The sequence below is a fragment of the Pseudomonas sp. 20-5 genome, from assembly GCF_056782835.1.
In genome coordinates this window covers 5,123,414-5,140,837 of the sequence record NZ_CM165584.1, presented here as the reverse complement: position 1 = coordinate 5,140,837, position 17,424 = coordinate 5,123,414, and the positions used below count along the sequence as shown (strand labels likewise).

Genomic DNA, 17,424 nt, shown 5'->3' with positions numbered 1-17,424 from the left:
ATCAGTTCTTTCCTTCGATGGGGCGCCAGTTCTGGCGGCCACGGGTGTTCGGACCGGGGTTCACGGTCAGGCATTCGCCCGAGGAGCAGACTTCCGGATTGCCCTGTTCGTTGGTGCTCAGCGTCAAGCCTCCCAGGCCTTTCTGCTCGGTACCGGATACCGCGACGTTCTGCTTGTTGTAGCTGTAGTCGGATTTCGAGTCCACGACGCCCTGGCGTGCCAGGTCGAACACGGTGAAGCTGGTGCGACCGCCGGTATAGGGATCGAGGCCATAGGTCCAGTTGCTGGCGCCGTCGGCACAGGGGTCATCGTTCGGGGTGATGGTTTGCAGCAGCACCACCTGGCCGATGGCGATCATGTCCTCGATCAGCATCTCGCCCTTCAGGGTGCCGTTGACCATGAAGTCCAGATACCAGCCGGACTGCTTGGTGCTGCCGTCATTGTTCAGCCAGTTGACCGGGTTCTGACTGGCGATGCGAATGGTGCGAGCGGTCGAGGCGAAGGTCGAGTCGGCCTGGAGGTCCAGGGTCTGCTGCTGCAGGTTGCCGCGCGTCAGTCGGGGTGTGCTGCCCGCGGCTTCGCCCTTGGTTTGCTGGTCCCAGATGCCGTAGAGCGTCTGGGCGCGGCTGGTATCGGCCCGGGCGTCGCTGTTCTCGAAGTACTTGCCGGTACCGAAGATCACGATGTAGCCCTTGCGTGTCGGATGGCGAACCAGCGAGGGCGCGGCGGTGATCGCTTGCGCCGCGCCGGCGGAGTCGACCGCCGAATAGAGCGGCTGGCCACCGAAAGACACCCTGAAGCTCGAGGCCACCGCCGGGCCGTCGTTGGCTCGGCTGAACGGATCGTCCTGGTTGACCTTGCCGGCGATCAGGTCGAAGCGCCAGAGGTTGCCTTGCAGGTCGCCGGCGTAGGCGTAGTCGGCTACGCCGTCGCTGTTGTTGTCTGCCAGGCGAGGGCTGGATAGACCGTTGGGTACGCCGGTCCTGCCGGTGACTTCCAGTTTGCGGGTGATGGCCCCGGTCTCCAGGTCGATGATCAGCAGCGCGGCCTTGTCGTTCAGGCTGGAATAACCGTTTCCGGTGACCACGGCCCACTTGCCGTTGTGCAGCCGGGCGACCGTGGGTTTGGGGAAGCTGTAGCCAAGGTCGGGCTCCTGGTCCACGCCGATTTCCCAGAGCAGCTTGATGTTGGCGGGGTCGGTCACGTCGAGGGCGAACAGACCCTTGCCGCCGGCGCGCAGGCTGCCGATCAGCACGGTATGCCAGGCGCCGCCGAAGAAGGCGTCGGCGACCACCGGCGAGCCGTCGACGTAGAACTGGTGGGCGCCGCCCTGGTAGCCGCGGGCGGTCAACTTGTGGAGCTTCTCGAAGACCGCGCTTGGGATGAAGGCGAAGGTCTCGTTACCGTCGGTATCGAAACCGTGCAGCATGCCGTCGTTGGCGCCGACGTATACCCGCGGGGCACGGGTTTTCTGTGCTTCTGCGAACGTGGAGTAGTTGCCGCTGGGCTCGATCGGCTGGGCCAGGTAGGTCAGGTACTGGGCCTTGCCGACCGTCGCCGGCGAGGAGTTGATGATATCGCCGAGGATCGAGTTGCGGGTGCGGAAGTTGTCGCTGTTCTCCTTGCTGCGATCGCCACGCAGGAAGGCCACTCGGTCCTGGCCCTTGGTGTCGGCGACATCGTTGCGGTCCGGATCGCGGTTCAACTGCCGCTGCTGGTCGGCGCTGAGGCTGCCCCAGGTGAACTCCTTGAGGCCCGAGGTACCGGATCCGGCCATCATGATCTTGCGGCCAGCTCCACCGTTGGGCATCGCGTCGAGGATACTCTGCGCGCTCCACAGCTTGGTCTGCACGGTGGCCTTGTCCTGGGTGGTCAGGCTGTAGCGGGTCAGGTCGCCAGCCCAGTTCTTGTCGCTGGCGAAGCTGGTCTGGTAGGCGAAGCGGGTCAGCTTGTCGCCAGTGTCGTCTTCCTGCAGGGACGAGCTGATGGCGGGGCGGGATGCCGGCAGGTCCTTGCCCGAAATTCGGTTGAGGATGTCCTGGAAGGCTGCGACCAGTTGGTCCGGCGAGTCGGCGCTGAAGAACTCGCCCCGGGAGTTCACTGCGGCGTGCCACAGGTCATAGACGTTGTTGCTATGGTTATTCGAAGCGTTCGGCCAGCTGAGGCGCCCGGCGGCGATTTCGTCATAGCCGCCGGAGTAGGTGGAACCCTCCCACTTCGGGCTGGTGAGGCTGGTGGTCAGGCCCAGGCCCAGGGTATAGGTCACCATGTGCTGCCAGGTCGCCGGATCGTTGCGCGGATTCCAGTACTCCGCCGAGGGATTGGCCTGGTCCGGGTAGGGAATGTACGGCTTGATATTGTCGTCGATATCCGGCCGGGCATCGGTGGCCCAGTAATGGAAGGCCTGGTCGGCCAGGGTATTGGACGCAGCATCCCTGTAAGGCGTCTGGCTGCTGTAGCTCTTGCCATCGGGGAGGCTACGACTCGTGCTGTCGGCATTGCCTACGCTGGCCGAGTCGTTGTTCCAAAGACCATCGGTCATCAGAATGTGATAGCTGCCACGGCAGCTGTATTCCGGCGAGGTCTGGGTACCAGGTCGATAGGCATAGGGGCCGTTGACGCCGGTCTTCTTGAGAAACTCCCCTGCTCGAGTCATGGCCTGACGCAGCGGAGTACCACCTCCGACCGACAGGTTCTCCAGCCAGTTGAAGAAGTTCACCCGATGTTGCCCGGTGAAGTCTCTCAGGTAGTTGTTGTAACAGTTACTGGAGCCACTGCCGATCAGGCACGAGGAACTGTTCAGTAGTTGCCAACTGATCCGGGCGTTTTCAGGCAGGCTGTAGAACGCCAGGTTAGCGGCGGTCTGGGTGGCCAGGGCGCGGGTACGATAGAAGGAGTACCAGTTGGCGAAGTTCTGCTGCTGGGCCGCGCCGCTGATTTCCACACGGGTGTAGCAACTCGAAGTGGTGAGGCTGCAACCGCGGCCCCCGCTGTATTGGTAGTAGAAGGCAGGAGCCCCGTACCAGTCGATGCTGGACTCGGTGCCTGCTCCCGATCCGCCCTGGTACTGCACCGTTGGCCTGTAGTCACGGGAAAGGTTTACCCGGCCTTCCTGAGTGAAACCGTTGCGCCATGCCGCGGTGAAGCTGGGCTTGGAATAGTCCTGCACCTGGATCTGGCCATTGGAAAGGGTCACCTTTTTCGGCAGCTTGTACTGGGTATTCGGGTCGAAGTACATCGGGTTGTAGCTGTTCGACGCGAAATAGACGTTGTTGCGGCTGTTGACCAGGCTATCCGGTGCATAGGCATAAGCCATACTGCCCGAGTCGTCGAGAGTCACCAGCATGTTCGGGGCGACGCCCTGGATCAGCATCAGCGGCTGCTGGCTGACCGACAGGGCGGCGGCGTGGGTGGTCTGGGCGGAGAGCAGGACGGCGCCGCTGAGCGCGGCTGCCAGCGAGGTCTTGCCGATCTGGTGGAGTACCGATTTCATGCGAGGCTCGATCAGTTGGTATAGAGACGGGCGAGAACGGTCTGCAGGACGGTTTCGCTGTTGGTCTGGTTGCGCGCGACGCTATTGGTCTCGTAGTAGAAGGTGCCGATGCCGCGCATCAGGTTGCCGTATTCGGGGCTTTCCGCTTCGTTGACCTGGCCGCCCGAGGGAATGGGCAGGTTGTTCCACTGCACGCTGTAGAGCGTGCCCGCGGTGGTCGCGCTGCTGATGTCGCTGCCGCGGTAACTCATCCAGGTATTGGCGATGCCCTTCAGCACGCCGACCGGATTCTGGTGGGTGTCCGCCAGCTTCAGGTTCAGCGCGGCGAGGTCCAGCAGGCAGGGGCGGGCCACGTTGTCGGCCGTACAACCGGTGCCGGGCTCCGGCGGACGCAGGGTGTTGACGAAGCGCCGCTCGCCTTCGCGGAGTCCGGACTCGGCGGCGTTCTGCAAGCGAGTCTGTTCGATGACGTTGCCGGTGATGCGGCTTTCCAGTACCACTTCGCGCATGCTCGAGACCGCCAGCAGGGTGACGATCACCAGGATCGCCAGGGCGATGACCAGCGTGGCGCCGCGCTGTTGTGCAGGGAAGTTGTTCATGGCACGAGATTCCTGAGTGTCTGGCTGCCCTTGGCGATCTGGTAGAGGCGGTCCTTGTCATTGCCTTGCAGGCTGGTCTTGGACGAGGGGTAGAGCGTGATCCAATCGTCCAGGGTCTTGCTGTCGCCCTGGCGCAGGTTCTTGTCGCTGGCCATCAGCGCGGAGTAGCGCAGGGCACGCACCGGACGGTCGGCGATGTTGGCCTGTTCGACGAAGCTTTCCACCTCGCGTTTGCCGGCCATGGTCGGGCCGACGCCGTACTCGAGCTTGAAGTCGACCAGGCCGCTGACGATCTCCTGGCCTTTTTCCTTGATTGTCTGCGCGGAGCAGGCGAGGCTGCCGGGGACATCGGCGGTCGCGGGAACGAACAGAACGCGTGCGGTGATGGCCTGGGCGGTAGCGAAGGGATCGCTAGGGGTGGTGATCGAGTTGCCTTCGCAGTCGTAGGCTTCGCCTGGCGCCGGTTGATAGCGGTAGCAGAATCCGCTCTGGCCGGCCTTGACCACGGCGGGCACCAGGGTCGAGCCGGCTTTGAATGCCTCGCAATAGGCGGTTTTCTGCTGCGCCGGGAAGGCAAACTCGTTGGGGTCGTCCGCACGCCTACGGAAACCCACCTTGGCCAGTTGCTGGTCCAGGAACATCATGGCGAAGCGTCCGTTTTCCTGGTTGCCTGCCTGGCCTTGCTGGAACAGGTAGTTGCGCTTGTTGTCCAGGTAGATCTGGGTAATCCCGAGAATCAGGAAGCTGCTGATGGCGAGGGCCACCAGTAGTTCGATCATGGACAGGCCCGATTGCCGTCGGGAGCGGTTGTTCATGCTCATGGCTCGACCCTGAGGGTGTAGTAGCAGAGGGAGGTGTCGGCGCTGCTGTCGGCGGCGTTGACGCAGGCGCCTTGCTTGCCGCGCCAGGCAAGGCGGATTTCCAGCATGGAGCCCTTGCCGTCGCAGTCGCCCGGCTTTGAGCTGCGGCAGATGTAGTAGTCGCTCTTCAGCAGGTCGCCAGCGCCTGGCAGTTCGTTCTTCACCTGTTCCGCCCAGCATCCCAGGCGGTCCTTGATCGCGTCGGGCAATGGCGTGCAGGAGGACGGCGCGGTGGGGAACGCCGACCCCTTGGCCTTGAAGAAGTCGGATTGCGTGGCCATCTGGTCCTTGACGTCGTACAGCGCCTTCGGGCTCGCCCGCATGCTTTCCAGCAGGTTGCTGCCGAGCATGGCTGCCTTGTTGCGCTCGACCGAGTCGGCGGTGTACTGGATGGTCTTGCCCTGCATGGCGATCATGCCCAGCACGCCGATGCTGATCAGCAGCAGGGCGACCAGCACTTCGATCATGCTGAAGCCGGATTGGTGCAGCGACCTGTGTCGCGATTTCAATAGCATGACTGGGGCGCCTTGGAGGAAGGTTCGAGTTGGATCCGGCCGGCCTGGCTGATGCTCAGCACGCGGCCCCCGTCGGTCTTGCCGTTCTGGCAGATGGCGAAGGTTCGTTCCGTTGGCGGTACGAGGGTACCGTTGGCCGTGAAGGTCAGATGTTCCACGGCGCTCTTTTCCTTCGCTGTCAGCGTGGCGGCACGGAAGCCGTCGTGTTTGCGCAGGGGCGCGGCGATCGAGCCGGAGGCCAGGACACCTATGCTCAGGCCCTTGCCCCAGTCCTTGTCCTTCAGCGCCTGGATGCTGATCGCGCGCCTCTGGGACACGGCTTCGCTGCGAGCGTACTGCAGCATCGCATTGAGTTCCTCGGCGGCGCTCTGCAGTTCGTTGCGTTCTGTCAGCTGCTTGAAGTTCGGAATGGCGAAGCTCGCCATGATGGCCAGCAGGACGACGATGATCAGCAACTCGATCAGGGTGAAGCCGGTCGAGTTGGAACGATATGACATGCGGTTGCTCCAGGGGGTCTACGCCTGGAAAGCATGCCAAACGGGCCTGGGAGCGTCTTGCGGTCGTTGACGGTCGGCCCGTGGGGCAGGACAACTGGTCCATGATCATCCGGAAGTGCTGCATAGCTCACGTTTCTCCCGGTTCTCCCTGGCGCTCGCGGTACGGAGCCGGCCCTGCCGGTTGAGGATCAGTTGCCAGGCAACGGTATGCCTTCCGCAGAGCAGAAACCGCCCGTTGTGAATGTTGAGCTGGCCGCTGGGGAGGAACCTGAGGCGGTTCGAACGGTTCCAGCGGAGCCTTTCCTTCTTTGCAAGCGCGCGTCCCACGAGAAGCCGTTCCCCACCGTCTTCCGCAAGCAGCCAGCACTCTCCCCAGTCGCTGCCGCAGTGACGGCCATCGGTCGACGGACAGAGCGTCACCGGGCGCTGGTAGGCGACGGCATGGGTTCTGCCCAGCTGGATGCTCGCGCTCAGCTCGTGCAACACACTTCGCTCGCGATTGCCGTCCAGCCAGGCTGCCATCCCGGGCAGCGCCAGGCTTCCCAGTATTCCCAGCAGAACCAGCGCAAACAGCAGCTCGGTGAGCGTCAACGCTCTCTGCGACCTTTCGACCATGGCAGGCGGTCCTTTTGCTCGTATCATTCCGCGACGGTCGTATCTCGCCGGATTTTCCCCGTTGCCTCAATCAGCTGCGGGATGAGGCGTATGACCGACTTTTCTGCAACCCCTGTGTGATCGTGGAGGCCCTGGTGTCGGAAAGAGTTGTGGTAGTGGGCGCTGGCGTCATCGGCCTGTTGACCGCCCGGGAGCTGGCGCTCGCCGGACTGCGGGTGACCCTGGTGGAGCGGGGCGAGAGTGGGCGTGAGGCATCCTGGGCGGGAGGCGGGATCGTCTCGCCGCTCTATCCGTGGCGCTACAGCCCGGCGGTGACCGCCCTGGCGCACTGGTCGCAGGACTTCTACCCGGCCCTGGGGCAACGTTTGCTCGACGAGACCGGGCTCGATCCCGAGGTCCATACCGTTGGCCTGTACTGGCTGGACCTGGACGACCAGACCGAGGCACTGCAGTGGGCACGCAAGCACACCCGGCCGTTGAAGGAAGTACCGATCGAGGAGGCCTACGCGGCGGTGCCCGGGCTGGGCGCCGGCTTCCAGCGGGCGGTCTACATGTCGGGCGTGGCCAATGTGCGCAATCCTCGCCTGGCGCGCTCATTGCGGGCATCCCTGCAACAATTCGCCAATCTCGAACTGCATGAGCAGACGGAGGTGCGCGGCTGGTTGCGCGACGGCGATCGAGTGCTCGGCGTGGCGACCTCGCGTGGCGAGATCCGTGGCGACAAGGTGCTGCTGGCGGCGGGCGCCTGGAGCGGCGAGTTGTTGAAGCCGCTTGGCCTGGAACTGCCCGTGGTACCGGTGAAAGGGCAGATGATCCTCTACAAGTGCGCGGCGGATTTCCTGCCGCGCATGGTGCTGGCCAAGGGGCGCTACGCGATTCCGCGGCGCGACGGCCACATCCTGATCGGCAGCACCTTGGAACATTCGGGCTTCGACAAGACGCCGACCGACGAGGCGCTGGAAAGCCTCAGGGCGTCTGCGGCAGAACTGTTGCCGGAACTGGCGGACATGCAGCCGGTGGCCCACTGGGCAGGGTTGCGCCCGGGCTCTCCCGAAGGCATCCCCTATATCGGTCCGGTGCCTGGCTTCGACGGGCTCTGGCTGAATACCGGGCACTACCGCAACGGGCTGGTCCTGGCACCGGCGTCGTGCCGTCTGCTGGCGGATCTCATGAGCGGGCGGGAACCGATCATCGACCCGGTCCCCTACGCCCCGGCTGGTCGCCTCTGAGGAGCGAAAACCAAAAGGCCTGTCTTCGGACAGGCCTTTTCACTTTCAGTCGATGCCCAGCTTTTTCAGGCGGTAGCGCATCGAGCGGAACGTCAGGCCCAGGCGCTGGGCCGCGGCGGTGCGGTTCCAGCGGGTCTCCTCGAGCGCCTGCATGATCAGCTTGCGCTCGATGTCTTCCAGGTAGTCCTCGAGGTTGTCTATTTCGCTCAGGCTCGCGGCGCCTTCCTGGCTGGCACCCGGCGCATCGGCCAGGCGCAGGTCGTGAGGCTGGATCTGGTCGTCTTCGCACAGGGTGTAGGCGCGCTCCAGCATGTTTTCCAGCTCGCGGACGTTGCCCGGGAAGCGGTAGTTCTTCAGCTTCTCCTGTGCGTCGCCGGTCAGCCTGGCGGCCGGCAGGCCGGTGTCGCCGGCCAGGCGCTTGAGGATGCGTTCGGCGAGCAGCGGGATGTCCTCGCGGCGTTCGCGCAGCGGCGGTACGCGCAGCTCGATGACGTTGAGGCGGTAGTAGAGGTCCTGGCGGAAGCGCCCGGCGCCGACTTCGGCGGCGAGGTCCTTGTGGGTGGCGCAGAGGATGCGCACGTCGACGGCGACCTCCTGCTGGCCGCCGACCGCGCGCACGGCCTTTTCCTGGATCGCCCGGAGCAGTTTGACCTGCATGGCCATCGGCAGGTCGGCGACTTCGTCGAGGAACAGGGTGCCGCCGCTGGCGGCCTGGAACAGGCCCTGCTTGTCTTCGATAGCGCCAGTGAAGCTGCCTTTCTTGTGGCCGAAGAACTCGCTTTCCATCAGTTCGGAGGGAATCGCGCCGCAGTTCACCGGCACGAACGGCCGCTCGATACGTGGCCCCTGCTCGTGGATCAGGCGCGCCACCAGCTCCTTGCCGCTACCGGACTCGCCACTGATGTAGACCGGCGCCTGGCTGCGCGCCAGCTTGCCGATCTGGTTGCGCAGGGCGCGCATCGGCGGCGACTCGCCGAGCAGGCGGTTGTCCACCGGCGCTTCCTCGGCTTCCGGGTTGCGCAAGCGCAGGGCGGTTGCCACCAGCTCCCGCAAGCGACCGAGGTCGACCGGTTTGGTGAGGAAGTCGAAGGCACCGGCCTTGAGCGCCTGGATCGCGGTGTCCAGGCTGCCGTACGCGGTGATCATGGCCACCGGGGTTTGTGGATGGCGCTGCTGGATGTACTGGACCAGATCGAGGCCGCTGCCGTCCGGCAGGCGCATGTCGGTGAGGCACAGGTCGAACGGCTCGCGGGCCAGCAACTCGCGGGCTTCCTTGACGTTGCGGGCGCTGCGGGTGTCCAGCTTCATGCGGCCGAGAGTGATTTCCAGCAGTTCGCGGATATCCGGTTCATCGTCGACGATCAGGGCTTTTTGTCGGCTCATGCGTGCGGCTTCCGTCAGCTGAGTTTGCGCGGGTGGGCGAAGGTGATGCGGAAGCAGCCGCCGCCTTCCTCGCGATTGCGGTAGTCGATCCGTGCCTGGTTGCTCTCGCAGAGCTCGCGGGAGAGATAGAGGCCCAGGCCGGTGCCTTTGCTTTCTGTAGTAAAGAAGGGTTCGAACAGGTTGTTCAGTTTGTCCGCCGGTACGCCGGGACCGTCGTCGATGATTTCCAGCACCGGCAGGTCGCTCTCCGGGTCGCGCGCGAGGCTCAGCCAGACCTGGCCGCGCCCGTGCGCCTGGGCGCTGTAGCGAAGACCGTTCTGCACCAGGTTGCTCAGCACCTGGTTCAACTGATGTGGGTCCATGCGGGTCTGGATGTCGCCGGCACCGAGCTGCAGGTGCAGTTGGCTGTCGTTGCGCAGCCTGCCGGGGTATTCGTCGACGAACCGCTGAAGCCACTCCTTCAGGTCGAGCTGCTGCGGTTCGGCCTGGCGGCGACGGGAGAGCTGCAGGACGTTCTCGATGACCAGGTTCATCCGCTTCGACTGGTCCTGGATGATCTGCGTCAGGCGTCGGTCCGGGGCATCCAGTTCCTCTGACTCCTGCAGCAGTTGGGCGGCGTGGCTGATCGCGCCCAGCGGGTTGCGGATCTCATGGGCGATGCCGGCGGTCAGGCGGCCGAGACCGGCCAGCTTCATCTGCTGCGCCTGCTGGGCGATCTGCGAAATGTCTTCGAGGAAGATCAGCACGTGCTGGTCGTCTTCGCGGTTGAGGCTGATAAAGCTGGGTTGCACCGTCGGGCCATCCGGCACCACCTTGAGCGTCGGCGGACGGAGGCTGGGATTCAGGCGCCATTGCTTCATGCAGTGCATCAGCATCGGGCTGTGGCGGCCGAGGCTGGCGCCCTGCACGTCGTCCTGCCTGAGCAGGCCGAGGGCGGCCTGGTTGGCGAGGAGGATGGCCTGACGGCTATCGACCACAAGGATGCCGGTGCGCATGCGCTGCAGGATCAATGCGTTGAGTTCCTCCAGGTTGGCGACCGTCTCGGCGCGTTCTTCGGCCAGCGTTTCGGTCTGCTCCTGGCGCCGCACCAGGGCCTGGATCACCAGCGCGGCGGCGAAGCACAGGGTGCCGAGGCCGCCGGCCTGGACGTAGTGGTTGGTGGCGTCCGGACTGCTCAGGCTGAGGAAGAAGGTCAGGTAGAGCAGACCGAGGCTGGCCGCCGCCGCGATGACCAGGCCGATGCGCCCGCGCAGCAGGATGTTGGCAATGGCCACCGCCACCACCAGCAGGCTGCCGATGCCGCTGGGTACGCCGCCACCTGCGTAGAACAGGCCGCAAAGCATCAGCACGTCGGTGAGCGCGAGGATGAAGATCGGCAGCAATTGCCGTGACGGCGGCAGGAACAGCGCGACCAGGATGTTGAAGACCAGGTAGCACCAACTGCCGACATGGAACAGTTCAGGGTGGACGAGCTTGAGGACCTGATCTTCCAGTTCGCTGGAGATCAGCAGGACCAGTACCAGGCCGATGGTCAGGCGGTACAGGTGGTACAGACGGAGGATGCGTTGCCCCTGCTCCTCGCTCAGCCGTAGCCGTTCAGCGCGCACGGTCGCCCTGGTCCTGGCGCAGGTGCGCCTGGCTGCAATACCAGCGTTGTTCGTGGGCGAGGGCGTTGGCCTGCGGCACGTGGACGCCGCAATGGGCGCAGCGGACCATCGGCGATGCGCTCGGCTCGTCCTGCGGACGTTGCTGCTGGCGCGGAGTGGGACGGGTAAAGCGACGCCAGAGCCAGAACGCGATGGCGATCAGGGCGATCCAGAACAGGAGGCGGAAAAGGCCCATGGTGATCTCGGAGGCTGGAGAAAGCTGCAGTTTAGCCAAGCCGCCGGCTCGATCCCAGCCGGGAAGGTCCAGGCTGTGCGGCGTTTGGCGCTGGGAGAGGCATGGCGGCGGGCAAAAAGAAGGGAGGCCTGCGCCTCCCTTCGGTGTTTCGTGCGATCAGTCGAAGAGACCGAAGGTCATGTAGCTCCACCAGGAGCGGCCGGAGTCTTCGTCGTCATCGCTCTCCGGCTTCTCGTCGTCGGCGCTGTGATCCTGGTTTTCCGGCTTCAGTTCGGCGGGGATCTCCCGCTCGGCATCCTCGTACTGCTTGATCACGTCCTTGGCGGCCTGGGTTTCCATGTGCGGCGGCGGCTCGCCGCCTTCGATCAGGCCCAGGGTGGCCTTGGCCAGCCAGGAGCGGGTGTCGGCCTCGCTTTCGCGGGCGACGAACTCGCCATCCTTGAGGCTGGCGTTATCCGGATAGTTGAGCTTGAGGGTTTCCAGGCTGGTGCTGGCCAGGTCGTCGAGACCCAGGCGACGGTAGGCTTCGACCATGATCGCCAGGCCATCGCCGACGGCCGGGGTTTCCTGGAAGTTCTCCACCACGTAGCGACCGCGGTTGGCGGCGGCGACATAGGCCTGGCGCTTCAGGTAGTAGTGGCCGACGTGCACTTCGTAGGCCGCCAGCAGGTTGCGCAGGTACACCATGCGCGCCTTGGCGTCCGGGGCGTAGCGGCTGTTGGGGAAGCGGCTGGTGAGCTGGGCGAACTCGTTGAAGGAGTCGCGGGCGGCACCCGGGTCGCGCTTGGTCATGTCCAGCGGCAGGAAGCGCGCCAGCAGGCCGCGGTCCTGGTCGAAGGAGGACAGGCCCTTGAGGTAGTAGGCGTAGTCGACGTTGGGGTGCTGCGGATGCAGGCGGATGAAGCGTTCGGCGGCGGCGCGGGCGGCTTCGGGCTCCATGTTCTTGTAGTTGGCGTAGATCAGCTCGAGCTGGGCCTGCTCGGCGTAGCGGCCGAAGGGATAGCGCGATTCGAGGGCTTTCAGCTTGGTGACGGCGCTGTTGTAGCTCTTGTTGTTGAGGTCGTCCTGCGCCTGCTGGTACAGCTGGCTCTCGCTCAGGTTCTCGTCGACAGTCTCCTTGTTCGAGGAGCAGGCTGCGGTGAGGGCGAGGATGGCGATCAGCAGCAGGTGTTTCACTTGCATGGCGGCTTGCGTCCCTGGGACGGTCGGCTTGGCCTCAACCGTCTGTTATGATTGGCGCCCCAGGCACCCCCTGGGACAAAGACCCCGTATTTAACCACAGCGCGTAGCCGATTCCAAAAGCCGCGCTGAGCATCGTCTCCTACTCATGTCCGATATGATTCAACGCGCGGCCGAGGTGCCGTTCGAGCTGGGTGGCCAGCGTCTCGACCAGATCGCCGCCCAGCTTTTTCCCGAACACTCCCGCTCCCGTCTGGCCGGCTGGATCAAGGACGGACGCCTGACCGTCGACGGCGCCGTGCTGCGCCCGCGCGACATCGTCCACAGCGGCGCGCAACTCGTCCTGGAGGCCGAGCAGGAAGCCCAGGGCGAGTGGCTCGCACAGGACATCGAGCTGGAAATCGTCTACGAGGACGAGCACATCCTGGTGATCGACAAGCCCGCCGGCCTGGTGGTCCATCCGGCTGCCGGCCATCAGGACGGCACCCTGCTGAATGCCTTGCTCTACCATGTCCCGGACATCGCCAATGTGCCGCGCGCCGGGATCGTCCACCGCCTGGACAAGGACACGACCGGCCTGATGGTGGTGGCCAAGACGCTGGAGGCCCACACCAAGCTGGTGGCGCAACTGCAGGCACGGTCGGTCAGCCGCATCTACGAGGCGATCGTGATCGGCGTGATCACCTCCGGCGGCACCATCGATGCGCCGATCGGACGGCATGGCGTGCAGCGGCAGAAGATGGCGGTGGTCGACGCCGGCAAGGTGGCGGTCAGCCATTACCGCGTGCTGGAACGCTTCCGTGCGCACACCCATACCCGGGTCAAGCTGGAGACCGGGCGTACCCACCAGATCCGCGTGCACATGAGCCATATCGGCTATCCCCTGGTCGGCGATCCGGTCTACGGTGGGCGCTTCAGGATTCCCCCGGTGGCCAGCCAGACCCTGGTCCAGACTCTTCGCGAGTTCCCCCGGCAGGCGCTGCACGCGCGCTTCCTCGAACTGGATCACCCGGCCACCGGCGTGCGCATGAAGTGGGAGTCGCCGCTGCCGGAAGACTTCCTCTGGCTGCTCAGCCTGTTGCGCCAGGATCGCGAGGCGTTCGTCGGATGAACGCCTGGCTGACCCCCGACTGGCCGGCGCCGGCCCGTGTGCGGGCCTGCGTGACCACGCGCAGTGGCGGGGTCAGCCAGGCACCCTTCGACAGTCTGAACCTTGGCGCCCACGTCGACGACGATCCGCGCGCCGTGGAAGAAAACCGCCGACGCCTGACCGAGCGTCTGGAATGCCGGCCGAGCTGGTTGGACCAGGTGCACGGAGTGACGGTGGTGGAGGCCGACCCGAGCCGGGTGCTCAGGGCCGACGCCAGCTGGAGCGCGATGCCGGGCGTCGCCTGTACGATCATGACCGCCGACTGCCTGCCGGCGTTGTTCTGCGACCGCTCGGGCACCCGCGTGGCGGCGGCCCATGCCGGCTGGCGCGGGCTGGCGGCGGGCGTGCTGGAGGCGACGGTGGACAGCCTGGGCGTGCCCGGCGACGAACTGCTGGTCTGGCTGGGGCCGGCGATCGGCCCGCAGGCCTTCGAGGTCGGCGGCGAGGTCCGCGATGCATTCGTCGCTGCGCACGCCGAGGCGCGCTCGGCTTTCGTACCTAGCGCCAATCCGGGCCGCTTCATGGCCGACATCTACCGACTCGCGCGGATCCGCCTGGGCGCCCATGGCGTCACCGCCGTGCATGGCGGTGGCTTCTGCACCTTCAGCGATACCGCGCGCTTCTATTCCTACCGCCGCTCGTCGCGTACCGGCCGTTTTGCCAGCCTGGTCTGGCTCCAGGACTAGGCCCGCGCAGGTTATCCGGCGGCAACTGACCGATGTCACGGTCCGGTCGCTTGAACCGCGGAAAATCGCCCTTATCTACTGAGTCATCTCGGCGGGCTTTTCTTCATCAGGGACACCCATCGTTCCGGCCCGCTCTATAGAAGGAAGGACGACCCATGCGAATAGACCGTTTGACCAGCAAGCTGCAACTGGCGCTCTCCGACGCCCAGTCCCTGGCCGTTGGCCATGACCATCCGGCCATCGAGCCGGTGCACCTGCTTTCCGCCCTGCTCGAGCAGCAAGGCGGTTCGATCAAGCCCCTGCTGATGCAGGTCGGCTTCGATATCGCCGCCCTGCGCAGCGGCCTCAACAAAGAACTCGACGCGCTGCCGAAGATCCAGAGCCCGACCGGCGACGTGAACCTGTCCCAGGATCTCGCACGCCTGCTCAACCAGGCTGACCGCCTGGCCCAGCAGAAGGGCGACCAGTTCATCTCCAGCGAGCTGGTATTGCTGGCCGCGATGGACGAGAACACCAGGCTCGGCAAGCTGCTGCTCGGCCAGGGCGTGTCGCGCAAGGCGCTGGAGAATGCCGTGGCCAACCTGCGTGGCGGCGAAGCGGTGAACGACCCGAACGTCGAGGAGTCGCGCCAGGCGCTGGACAAGTACACCGTCGACATGACCAAGCGCGCCGAGGAAGGCAAGCTCGACCCGGTGATCGGTCGCGACGACGAGATCCGCCGGACCATCCAGGTCCTGCAGCGGCGGACCAAGAACAACCCGGTGCTGATCGGCGAACCCGGCGTCGGCAAGACCGCCATCGTCGAGGGCCTGGCCCAGCGCATCATCAACGGCGAAGTGCCGGACGGCCTCAAGGACAAGCGCCTGCTGGCCCTGGACATGGGGGCGCTGATCGCCGGTGCCAAGTTCCGCGGCGAGTTCGAGGAACGCCTGAAGGCAGTCCTCAACGAACTGGGCAAGCAGGAAGGCCGGGTCATCCTGTTCATCGACGAACTGCACACCATGGTCGGTGCCGGCAAGGCGGAAGGTGCCATGGACGCCGGCAACATGCTCAAGCCGGCTCTGGCGCGCGGCGAGCTGCACTGCGTCGGTGCTACTACCCTCGACGAGTATCGCCAGTACATCGAGAAGGATGCCGCGCTGGAGCGCCGCTTCCAGAAGGTGCTGGTGGACGAACCGAGCGAGGAAGACACCATCGCCATCCTCCGTGGTCTCAAGGAACGCTATGAAGTGCACCATGGGGTGAGCATCACTGACGGCGCGATCATCGCCGCGGCCAAGCTGTCGCACCGCTACATCACCGATCGGCAACTGCCGGACAAGGCCATCGACCTGATCGACGAGGCCGCCAGTCGCATCCGCATGGAGATCGACTCCAAGCCGGAGGAACTGGATCGTCTCGACCGTCGCCTGATCCAGCTGAAGATCGAGCGCGAGGCGCTGAAGAAGGAAGACGACGAAGCCACCAGGAAGCGCCTGGCCAAGCTGGAGGAGGATATCGTCAAGCTCGAGCGCGAATACGCCGACCTCGAGGAGATCTGGAAGTCCGAGAAGGCCGAGGTGCAGGGCTCGGCGCAGATCCAGCAGAAGATCGAGCAGGCCAAGCAGGAGATGGAGGCGGCGCGGCGCAAGGGCGACCTCGAGAGCATGGCGCGCATCCAGTACCAGACCATCCCGGACCTGGAACGCAGCCTGCAGATGGTCGACCAGCACGGCAAGACCGAGAACCAGTTGCTGCGCAACAAGGTGACCGACGAGGAAATCGCCGAAGTGGTTTCCAAGTGGACCGGTATCCCGGTGTCGAAGATGCTCGAGGGCGAGCGCGAGAAGCTGCTGCGCATGGAGCAGGAGCTGCATCGGCGAGTGATCGGCCAGGACGAGGCGGTAGTCGCCGTGTCCAACGCCGTGCGCCGTTCGCGCGCCGGCCTCGCCGATCCGAACCGGCCGAGCGGCTCGTTCCTCTTCCTCGGCCCGACCGGGGTGGGCAAGACCGAGTTGTGCAAGGCGCTGGCCGAGTTCCTCTTCGATACCGAGGAGGCGCTGGTGCGGATCGATATGTCCGAGTTCATGGAGAAACACTCGGTGGCCCGCCTGATCGGCGCGCCTCCGGGCTACGTCGGCTTTGAGGAAGGCGGCTACCTGACCGAGGCGATCCGCCGCAAGCCCTACTCGGTGGTGCTGCTGGACGAGGTGGAGAAGGCCCATCCGGATGTATTCAACATTCTCCTCCAGGTGCTCGAGGACGGACGCCTGACCGACAGTCACGGGCGTACGGTGGACTTCCGCAACACCGTGGTGGTGATGACCTCCAACCTCGGTTCGGCACAGATCCAGGAGCTGGCCGGCGACCGCGAGGCGCAACGTGCCGCAGTGATGGACGCGGTCAATGCACACTTCCGTCCGGAATTCATCAACCGGATCGACGAAGTGGTGGTATTCGAGCCGCTGGCTCGCGAGCAGATCGCCGGCATCGCCGAGATCCAGCTCGGTCGCCTGCGCAAGCGCCTGGCCGAGCGCGAGCTGAGCCTGGAACTGAGCCAGGAGGCGCTGGACAAGCTGATCGCCGTCGGCTTCGACCCGGTCTATGGCGCACGCCCGCTGAAGCGGGCCATCCAGCGCTGGATCGAGAACCCGCTGGCGCAACTGATCCTGGCCGGCAAATTCGCGCCGGGTGCCAGTATCTCGGCGAAGGTGGAAGGCGACGAGATCGTCTTCGCCTGACCTCTTCGTGGACGGACAGGGAAAGCCCCGCTTCGGCGGGGCTTTTTCATGGGCGTCCGGTAGGAGCGAGAGCGCTGCCGCATGCAGTGGAAGGGCCGTTTTGCCGCTCGTGGAAAAAGAAGAAAAACTTTTTGGATCAGAGGGTTGACATGCCCGCGCGCATCCGTAAAATGGCGCGCCTCTGAGACGCGAATCCAGCAACACCGGAAGCGTCCAGGGTTGGAAGAAAGACGTTCCGCGATAGCTCAGTCGGTAGAGCAAATGACTGTTAATCATTGGGTCCCTGGTTCGAGTCCAGGTCGCGGAGCCAACTTCCAATCGGGGTATAGCGCAGTCCGGTAGCGCGCCTGCTTTGGGAGCAGGATGTCGGGAGTTCGAATCTCTCTACCCCGACCACCTCATACTTGGGTCGTTAGCTCAGTCGGTAGAGCAGTTGGCTTTTAACCAATTGGTCGTAGGTTCGAATCCTACACGACCCACCATATTCAAGACGAAAAAGCCCACCTGCGAAGGTGGGCTTTTTCGTTTCTGTACCCTTATTTTCCGAATGCTGGCCTGTGGGAAGGAGGAGGGGCCGCTCTTCCAGCCCTGTTTCTCCGACGCCTGGCCTTCCCGCATGGCATTCATCGAGCGTCTGGAGGCGGCGGGCCCTGAGG

The 17,424-nt window shown here is 64.8% G+C and carries 14 protein-coding genes and 3 tRNA genes; 7 read left to right on the top strand and 10 right to left on the bottom strand.

The genetic code is table 11. The features are described from left to right. Nucleotide 1 precedes the first annotated feature (1 nt). The 6 genes from pilY1 to AC1RB9_RS23685 form a co-directional block, all read right to left on the bottom strand. On the bottom strand, nt 2-3,493 hold the full coding sequence (gene pilY1 / locus AC1RB9_RS23710; RefSeq protein WP_003102607.1) for a type 4a pilus biogenesis protein PilY1: 3,492 nt from the start codon (nt 3,491-3,493) through the stop codon (nt 2-4). Nucleotides 3,494-3,504: 11 nt separating this feature from the next. Continuing rightward, nucleotides 3,505-4,092, bottom strand: coding sequence for a type 4a pilus minor pilin PilX (gene pilX / locus AC1RB9_RS23705; protein WP_003112826.1), 588 nt, complete (start codon nt 4,090-4,092; stop codon nt 3,505-3,507). Continuing rightward, entirely contained in the window at nt 4,089-4,913 is an 825-nt protein-coding gene (gene pilW, locus AC1RB9_RS23700; protein WP_003119422.1) for a type 4a pilus minor pilin PilW, read from the bottom strand. The genes pilX and pilW overlap by 4 nt, the downstream gene beginning before the upstream one ends. Further along, entirely contained in the window at nt 4,910-5,467 is a 558-nt protein-coding gene (gene pilV / locus AC1RB9_RS23695) for a type 4a pilus minor pilin PilV (RefSeq protein ID WP_003119423.1), read from the bottom strand. Before pilV ends, pilW begins: the two co-directional genes overlap by 4 nt. Next, complete coding sequence (locus AC1RB9_RS23690) at nt 5,458-5,964, bottom strand: GspH/FimT family pseudopilin (RefSeq protein WP_003102598.1); 507 nt, start codon at nt 5,962-5,964, stop codon at nt 5,458-5,460. Before AC1RB9_RS23690 ends, pilV begins: the two co-directional genes overlap by 10 nt. Before the next feature lie 105 nt (nt 5,965-6,069). Continuing rightward, nucleotides 6,070-6,579, bottom strand: coding sequence for a GspH/FimT family pseudopilin (locus AC1RB9_RS23685; RefSeq protein ID WP_003456737.1), 510 nt, complete (start codon nt 6,577-6,579; stop codon nt 6,070-6,072). Between the two features lie 134 nt (nt 6,580-6,713). On the opposite strand from AC1RB9_RS23685, the gene thiO reads away from it, so the two are divergent. Further along, the gene (gene thiO, locus AC1RB9_RS23680; RefSeq protein ID WP_003119424.1) at nt 6,714-7,808 is read left to right on the top strand and encodes a glycine oxidase ThiO; all 1,095 of its coding nucleotides are present in this window, start codon (nt 6,714-6,716) and stop codon (nt 7,806-7,808) included. 45 nt (nt 7,809-7,853) lie between these two features. On the opposite strand, the gene pilR is transcribed toward thiO, so the two are convergent. From pilR to AC1RB9_RS23660, 4 genes are all read right to left on the bottom strand, one after another. After that, nucleotides 7,854-9,191 (bottom strand): two-component system response regulator PilR, encoded by a 1,338-nt coding sequence (pilR, locus tag AC1RB9_RS23675; RefSeq protein WP_003094694.1) that lies wholly within the window; start codon nt 9,189-9,191, stop codon nt 7,854-7,856. 14 nt (nt 9,192-9,205) lie between these two features. Then, nucleotides 9,206-10,798: a two-component system sensor histidine kinase PilS gene (gene pilS / locus AC1RB9_RS23670; RefSeq protein ID WP_003123394.1), complete on the bottom strand. Its 1,593-nt coding sequence runs from the start codon at nt 10,796-10,798 to the stop codon at nt 9,206-9,208. Further along, nucleotides 10,788-11,033 (bottom strand): PP0621 family protein, encoded by a 246-nt coding sequence (locus tag AC1RB9_RS23665; RefSeq protein WP_003102591.1) that lies wholly within the window; start codon nt 11,031-11,033, stop codon nt 10,788-10,790. Before AC1RB9_RS23665 ends, pilS begins: the two co-directional genes overlap by 11 nt. A gap of 156 nt (nt 11,034-11,189) precedes the next feature. Then, nucleotides 11,190-12,215, bottom strand: coding sequence for an outer membrane protein assembly factor BamD (locus AC1RB9_RS23660; RefSeq protein ID WP_003102590.1), 1,026 nt, complete (start codon nt 12,213-12,215; stop codon nt 11,190-11,192). A 145-nt stretch (nt 12,216-12,360) separates the two neighbouring features. On the opposite strand from AC1RB9_RS23660, the gene rluD reads away from it, so the two are divergent. From rluD to AC1RB9_RS23630, 6 genes are all read left to right on the top strand, one after another. Next, nucleotides 12,361-13,323 carry a 23S rRNA pseudouridine(1911/1915/1917) synthase RluD gene (gene rluD / locus AC1RB9_RS23655; RefSeq protein ID WP_003094686.1) on the top strand — a complete coding sequence of 321 codons (963 nt, stop codon included), beginning with the start codon at nt 12,361-12,363 and terminating at the stop codon, nt 13,321-13,323. After that, entirely contained in the window at nt 13,320-14,048 is a 729-nt protein-coding gene (gene pgeF, locus AC1RB9_RS23650; RefSeq protein WP_003102588.1) for a peptidoglycan editing factor PgeF, read from the top strand. Before rluD ends, pgeF begins: the two co-directional genes overlap by 4 nt. A gap of 155 nt (nt 14,049-14,203) precedes the next feature. Further along, nucleotides 14,204-16,768 carry an ATP-dependent chaperone ClpB gene (gene clpB / locus AC1RB9_RS23645; protein ID WP_003094682.1) on the top strand — a complete coding sequence of 855 codons (2,565 nt, stop codon included), beginning with the start codon at nt 14,204-14,206 and terminating at the stop codon, nt 16,766-16,768. A 234-nt stretch (nt 16,769-17,002) separates the two neighbouring features. After that, nucleotides 17,003-17,078 (top strand) — tRNA-Asn (locus AC1RB9_RS23640). 9 nt (nt 17,079-17,087) lie between these two features. Beyond that, nucleotides 17,088-17,164, top strand: a tRNA-Pro gene (locus tag AC1RB9_RS23635). Nucleotides 17,165-17,174: 10 nt separating this feature from the next. Beyond that, nucleotides 17,175-17,250, top strand: a tRNA-Lys gene (locus tag AC1RB9_RS23630). The last annotated feature ends 174 nt before the right edge of the window (nt 17,251-17,424 follow it).

What these genes read in the sequence shown, in the direction of transcription:
- pilY1 (WP_003102607.1), bottom strand. Translation starts at nt 3,493, where the DNA reads ATGAAATCGGTACTCCACCAGATCGGCAAGACCTCGCTGGCAGCCGCG.
- pilX (WP_003112826.1), bottom strand. Translation starts at nt 4,092, where the DNA reads ATGAACAACTTCCCTGCACAACAGCGCGGCGCCACGCTGGTCATCGCC.
- pilW (WP_003119422.1), bottom strand. Translation starts at nt 4,913, where the DNA reads ATGAGCATGAACAACCGCTCCCGACGGCAATCGGGCCTGTCCATGATC.
- pilV (WP_003119423.1), bottom strand. Translation starts at nt 5,467, where the DNA reads ATGCTATTGAAATCGCGACACAGGTCGCTGCACCAATCCGGCTTCAGC.
- AC1RB9_RS23690 (WP_003102598.1), bottom strand. Translation starts at nt 5,964, where the DNA reads ATGTCATATCGTTCCAACTCGACCGGCTTCACCCTGATCGAGTTGCTG.
- AC1RB9_RS23685 (WP_003456737.1), bottom strand. Translation starts at nt 6,579, where the DNA reads ATGGTCGAAAGGTCGCAGAGAGCGTTGACGCTCACCGAGCTGCTGTTT.
- pilR (WP_003094694.1), bottom strand. Translation starts at nt 9,191, where the DNA reads ATGAGCCGACAAAAAGCCCTGATCGTCGACGATGAACCGGATATCCGC.
- AC1RB9_RS23665 (WP_003102591.1), bottom strand. Translation starts at nt 11,033, where the DNA reads ATGGGCCTTTTCCGCCTCCTGTTCTGGATCGCCCTGATCGCCATCGCG.
- AC1RB9_RS23660 (WP_003102590.1), bottom strand. Translation starts at nt 12,215, where the DNA reads ATGCAAGTGAAACACCTGCTGCTGATCGCCATCCTCGCCCTCACCGCA.
- rluD (WP_003094686.1), top strand. Translation starts at nt 12,361, where the DNA reads ATGTCCGATATGATTCAACGCGCGGCCGAGGTGCCGTTCGAGCTGGGT.
- pgeF (WP_003102588.1), top strand. Translation starts at nt 13,320, where the DNA reads ATGAACGCCTGGCTGACCCCCGACTGGCCGGCGCCGGCCCGTGTGCGG.
- clpB (WP_003094682.1), top strand. Translation starts at nt 14,204, where the DNA reads ATGCGAATAGACCGTTTGACCAGCAAGCTGCAACTGGCGCTCTCCGAC.